Genomic DNA, 4,709 nt, shown 5'->3' with positions numbered 1-4,709 from the left:
GCCGGGCCGTGGAAGCCGCCGGCGGGCACGCGGTGCCGTTGGCCGATCTGCTGTCTCCGGAGTTCCTGACCCGGCCGCAGGAGTTCTTCAGCCCGGACCGGTTCCACCCGTCCGCCGCCGGATACGAGGCGGCCGCGAAGCTGCTGCTGCCCGCGTTGTGCGCGGCCATCGGCGAATGGAGTGGTGGACCGTTGCCGCAGGCACCGACCCGTTCCGCGGCCGCGGAGGCGCGGCGGCCGACCAGTCGGGCGATGGCCCGGCTCAACCGGCGCTTCGGGCGCCGCGGCACGGACTGAACCGCGCGCGGAAGGTGACGGTCGTCTCAGGCGGAACCGGGCCGCGTCGGTTTTACAGTGGCCGAGAACGGCACGCCGTGCCAGCTCGGTGTCGTGCGCAGTGCGTCGGCGTTCGCTTACAACGCGGTCATCGCGGTCCTGCCCCGCGCGGTGCCAGCATCGTGCGCAGCACGGTATTGGAGATCGTGCGAAGCACGGTGTTCGGACACGGTGCGAAGCACGGTGTTGGGCACAGTGCGCAGCACGGCATCGGACACCATGCCCCGGCACGCCCCGAACGAAGGAGTTCCCGCCATGCCCGAAGCAGTGATCGTTTCCGCTGCCCGCTCCCCCATCGGCCGCGCAGGCAAGGGCGCACTGGTCGACGTCCGCCCGGACGACCTGTCCGCGCAGATCGTGCGCGCGGCGCTGGACAAGGTGCCGGAGCTGGACCCCACCGAGATCGACGACCTGCTGCTGGGCTGCGGCCTGCCCGGCGGTGAGCAGGGCTTCAACATGGGCCGCGTCGTCTCGGTGCTGCTGGGCTACGACCACCTGCCCGGCGCCACGATCACCCGCTACTGCTCCTCCAGCCTGCAGACCACGCGGATGGCGCTGCACGCGATCAAGGCCGGTGAGGGCGACGTGTTCATCAGCGCCGGTGTGGAGGCGGTGTCCCGGTTCGCCAAGGGCAACTCGGACTCGCTGGACGACACGCACAACCCGCTGTTCGCCGACGCCGAAGCCCGCACCCAGGCCACCGCGGAGCAGGGCGCCGACGACTGGACCGACCCGCGCGAGTTCGGCAAGGTCCCGGACGTCTACATCCCGATGGGCCAGACCGCGGAGAACCTGGCACGGGCCAAGGGCGTCTCCCGCGACGAGATGGACGACTTCGGCGTGCGTTCGCAGAACCTCGCCGAGAAGGCGATCGCGAACGGGTTCTGGTCGCGCGAGATCACCCCGGTGACCACGCCGTCCGGACAGATCGTCGACTCCGACGACGGGCCGCGCGCCGGGGTCACCAAGGAAGCCGTGTCCGGCCTCAAGCCGGTGTTCCGCCCGGACGGCCGGATCACCGCGGCGAACTGCTGCGCGCTCAACGACGGCGCGGCCGCGCTGGTGATCATGAGCGACACCAAGGCCAAGCAGCTGGGCCTCACTCCGCTGGCGCGGATCGTGTCCACCGGGGTGAGCGGGCTGTCCCCGGAGATCATGGGGCTCGGCCCGGTCGAGGCGTCCAAGCAGGCGCTGGCCCGCGCCGGGATGGGCATCGGCGACATCGACCTGGCCGAGATCAACGAGGCGTTCGCCGCGCAGGTCATCCCGTCCTACCAGGAACTCGGCCTGCCGCTGGAGAAGCTCAACGTCAACGGCGGCGCGATCGCGGTCGGGCACCCGTTCGGCATGACCGGCGCGCGGATCACCAACACGCTGCTGAACTCCTTGCAGTGGCACGACAAGCAGTTCGGCCTGGAGACGATGTGCGTCGGCGGTGGCCAGGGCATGGCGATGGTCCTCGAACGGCTCTCCTGACCCGCTGCGCCGGGTGTGAGCGACGGATCACGCTCCCGAAAAAGCGCCCGTTCCCTGCTGGGAACGGGCGCTTTTCGTGCGTTGCGCGGCGCTAGTTGTTGTTGAAGTAGGACAGCAGCCGCAAGATCTCCAGGTACAGCCAGACCAGCGTGGTCATCAGGCCGAAGGCGATGTACCAGCTGACCTTGGCGTCCACACCGCTCTTGATCGCCCGGTCCGCGGCGTCGAAGTCCAGCAGGAAGCTGAACGCGGCGATGCCGATGCACAGCAGGCTGAACCCGATGGCCATCGGGCTGCCGTCGCGCAGGCCGAGCCCGCCGGGCACGAAGAACCCGACGACCAGGTTGACCAGCATCGCGACCGCGGCACCGGCGACCAGGCCGATGATCCACTTGGTGAGCTTCGGCGTCACCCGGATCGCGCCGGTCTTGTAGACCACCAGCATCGCGGCGAACACGCCCATGGTGCCCGCGATCGCCTGCATGATCATGCCGGGGCCGCCGACGCCGGTCCGGCTCAGCAGTTCGCCGAAGACATAGCTGATGCCGCCGAGGAACACGCCCTCGACCGCGGCGTAAGTGACGACCAGCCAGGGGCGCACCTTCTTGGTGAAGATGATGACCAGCGACACCACCAGGCCCACGATCGCAGCGGGCAGCGCCAGCATGGCCATCCCGCTGACGTAAGTCGCAGCACCGGTGATCAGCGTGATGGCGAGCGTGATGGCCGTCTTGGTGACCACGTCGTCGATGGTCATCGGACGCGCGGTCTGCGGCGGAGCAGCCGGCGCGCGGCCGGGCGCTGCGGTGCCGCCCCGGCCGTAGTCGAAGTTCGCGTACCCGCCGCTGTGTCCCGGCAGGTTCTTGAACGCTGGGTTGCTCGTTGTGCGCAACTCGTCCTCCTGGCGTGCTTTGCGCCGTCACCGTGCTAACGACCGAACCCGCCGGTTGGTTCCCGACTAGGTAAAGCCGACATTACCTGCCTGGCGGTGATCAGTGCCCGCCCCGTCGGAAACTACTCCGCATCGCAATGTCCGGGAATAACGGTCACGTTCCGGCGGCAACCTTTCCACCGGGCTGCGGCCGGTACTGCTGGAACTCCTCGGAAGGCCGCTGCGCTGGGCCGGAAGAGTGCCGATCGAGGCCGAGCCCGCCGCCGATGTCGCTTTCGGTGACCGCGCCGATTACCCGGATGTCCGCTTGTAACCACATTCCGTGACCGGAAGTATCCGCTGCGGGCGTCCGCGTGCCACGTCGGGGGGTTTGCGCCGGTCAGCGGCTCACGAAAGTGAGCCGCTGACCGCGAGGACGTCGGCGCCCCGCTCTCCCAGACCGAGACTGGAGCATGGATGCGCACGTTCAAGAAATTGCTCACAGCGGTGGCCGGATCCGCTGTGCTCGCCGGCGGCGTGCTGCTGGCGACGCCCGGCGCCGCCGTCGCCGCACCGGAAGAAGGGATCGGCCACGAAACCAAACCAGGACAGCCCTACGCAGGCGTGCAACGGGACCGCGACTGGCTCGGCTCGTACATCGTCGGCGACAAGCAGGTGTGGTGCGTCCAGTTCGCGCTGAAGGCGCCGGACACCGGTGAGCAGTACCAGCCCGGCGACGAACTGCTGACCAAGTGGGGCACCCCGCTGCCCGACGACGTCGCGGCGAACATCTCCTACCTGCTGCTGCGCTACGGCAGCACGCAGAACCCGGACGAGGCGGCGGCGCTCGCGCACCTGCTGCACTCGTGGACCTCGCCGCCGCGCACCCCGGACGACCTCGACCCGGGCAAACCGTTCGAGCAGATCGCCTACGACGTCGACTTCCAGTTCGGCAAGCTGCCGCAGAGCACCAAGGACGCGGTCGAACAGCTGCGCGCCGACGCGGAACGCAACCGCGGGCCGTGGCAGGCGTCGCTGGCCGCGCCGGAGCAGGAACAGGTCATCGGGCAGCAGGCCGACTGGACGTTCACGGTCGAGCACCCGGACGGCCGCGGCGTCACCGGCGTCCCGGTCCGGATCAACGCCACCGACGCCGAGGTCGAAGGGCTCGACGAGAACGGGACCATCACCACCCCGGAAAGCGGTGAGCCGCTGCAGCTGAAGGTGACCCCCACCGGCCCGAACCCGAAGGTCTCCGGTGAGCTGGCCACCCCGGCCGAGCGGCCGCACGTGCAGGAGGCGGTGCAGAACCCGGACGGCGTGCAGCGGGTGGTCTCCACCGGCGGCGAGAAACAGCTCACCGTGGACGACACCGTCCCCGCGGTGACCGCGCCAGGGACGGTCTCCGTCGGCAAGGTCGACGAGCAGAGCAAAGCAGGCATCGCCGGGGTCGCGCTGCGCGTGAGCCTGCCCGACGACCAGCCCGCACTGCGCCAGGACGGCACCCCGCTGACCGGGCAGGACGGACAGCCTGCCGTGATCACCACCGGTCCGGAGGGCACCGCGGAGATCCCCGACCTGCGCACGCCGCAGGAGATCAAGATCACCGAGGTGGCTCCGGCGGAGGGCTACGAGGAAGCGTTCGACCCGCAGCAACCGCCCTCGGTCACCGGCACCTTGGAACCCGGCGCGACGCTGGCGCTGAACCTGAGCAACAAGGCGAACACCCCGACCGTGCCGATCCGCATCCCCGCGGGCGACCCAGGTGCGGGCGGAGTCGTGGAGTTGCCGGGTGACGACGGGACGCCCGCCGGGCTGCTCGGTCTCGGCGCACTTGCGCTGACCAGCGCGGCCGTGACCGGTGGCGTCGCGTACCGCAAGCGGCTCGTCTCGGCGGGCAGGCGTTGACCGCCCCCAAGCGGCGGCGGTGGCTGATCGCGCTGGTCGTGGCCGGTGCGCTCGCGATCGCCGGGGTCTTCGGGGTGGTCGCCGGGACGCTGGGCGGTGGCCGCGAGGTCGCCGCCTCG

The 4,709-nt window shown here is 70.1% G+C and carries 3 protein-coding genes and 1 pseudogene; 3 read left to right on the top strand and 1 reads right to left on the bottom strand.

Annotated elements, in window-relative coordinates; genetic code table 11:
- Nucleotides 1-296: pseudogene (locus tag IJH84_RS23525) on the top strand (SGNH/GDSL hydrolase family protein); the annotation flags it as partial.
- A 294-nt stretch (nt 297-590) separates the two neighbouring features.
- The gene (locus IJH84_RS23520) at nt 591-1,811 is read left to right on the top strand and encodes an acetyl-CoA C-acetyltransferase (RefSeq protein ID WP_200069295.1); all 1,221 of its coding nucleotides are present in this window, start codon (nt 591-593) and stop codon (nt 1,809-1,811) included.
- Between the two features lie 91 nt (nt 1,812-1,902).
- On the opposite strand, the gene IJH84_RS23515 is transcribed toward IJH84_RS23520, so the two are convergent.
- A complete protein-coding gene (locus tag IJH84_RS23515; RefSeq protein ID WP_200069294.1) occupies nt 1,903-2,703 on the bottom strand; it encodes a Bax inhibitor-1/YccA family protein in 801 nt (266 codons plus the stop codon).
- Nucleotides 2,704-3,159: 456 nt separating this feature from the next.
- On the opposite strand from IJH84_RS23515, the gene IJH84_RS23510 reads away from it, so the two are divergent.
- Nucleotides 3,160-4,590, top strand: a complete 1,431-nt coding sequence (locus IJH84_RS23510) for a hypothetical protein (protein WP_295149131.1) — start codon at nt 3,160-3,162, stop codon at nt 4,588-4,590.
- The last annotated feature ends 119 nt before the right edge of the window (nt 4,591-4,709 follow it).

Origin of the sequence: Saccharopolyspora sp., from assembly GCF_017434145.1 — a bacterium.
Taxonomy (GTDB): domain Bacteria; phylum Actinomycetota; class Actinomycetes; order Mycobacteriales; family Pseudonocardiaceae; genus Saccharopolyspora_C; species Saccharopolyspora_C galaxeae.
The sequence above is the reverse complement of the archived record's forward strand: the minus strand, read 5'-3'. Positions and strand labels throughout refer to the sequence as shown.

Excerpts from the sequence above, each read along its gene's own strand:
- IJH84_RS23520 (WP_200069295.1), top strand. The coding sequence starts at position 591 with ATGCCCGAAGCAGTGATCGTTTCCGCTGCCCGCTCCCCCATCGGCCGC.
- IJH84_RS23510 (WP_295149131.1), top strand. The coding sequence starts at position 3,160 with ATGCGCACGTTCAAGAAATTGCTCACAGCGGTGGCCGGATCCGCTGTG.